Origin of the sequence: Burkholderia sp. BCC1977 (genome assembly GCF_905339595.1) — a bacterium.
GTDB lineage: Bacteria > Pseudomonadota > Gammaproteobacteria > Burkholderiales > Burkholderiaceae > Burkholderia.
In genome coordinates this window covers 1-492 of record NZ_CAJPGQ010000172.1, presented here as the reverse complement: position 1 = coordinate 492, position 492 = coordinate 1, and the positions used below count along the sequence as shown (strand labels likewise).

Here is a 492-nt window from a genome sequence, read left to right as displayed (position 1 = left end):
GCTGCGCTCGAAGGTCGGGATGGTGTTCCAGCATTTCGAGCTGTTCCCGCACCTGTCGATCACCGAGAACCTGACGCTCGCGCAGGTCAAGGTGCTCGGCCGCGGCAAGGATGAAGCGAACGAGAAGGGCATGAAGCTGCTCGATCGCGTCGGCCTGAAGGCGCATGCGCACAAGTTTCCGGGCCAGCTGTCGGGCGGCCAGCAGCAGCGGGTCGCGATCGCGCGCGCGCTGTCGATGGATCCGATCGCGATGCTGTTCGACGAACCGACGTCCGCGCTCGATCCGGAGATGATCAACGAAGTGCTCGACGTGATGGTCGAGCTCGCGCAGGAAGGGATGACGATGATGGTCGTCACGCACGAAATGGGCTTCGCGAAGAAGGTCGCCCATCGCGTGATCTTCATGGACAAGGGCGCGATCGTCGAGGACGACCGCAAGGACGATTTCTTCTCGAATCCGAAGTCGGATCGCGCGAAGGACTTCCTCGCGAA

1 protein-coding gene is annotated in these 492 nt (G+C 62.4%); it reads left to right on the top strand.

Features of this window, described 5'->3' with window-relative positions; genetic code table 11:
- Positions 1-492, top strand: a 492-nt coding sequence (locus U5771_RS35325) for an amino acid ABC transporter ATP-binding protein (RefSeq protein WP_322028201.1), incomplete at both ends; no start/stop codon positions are given.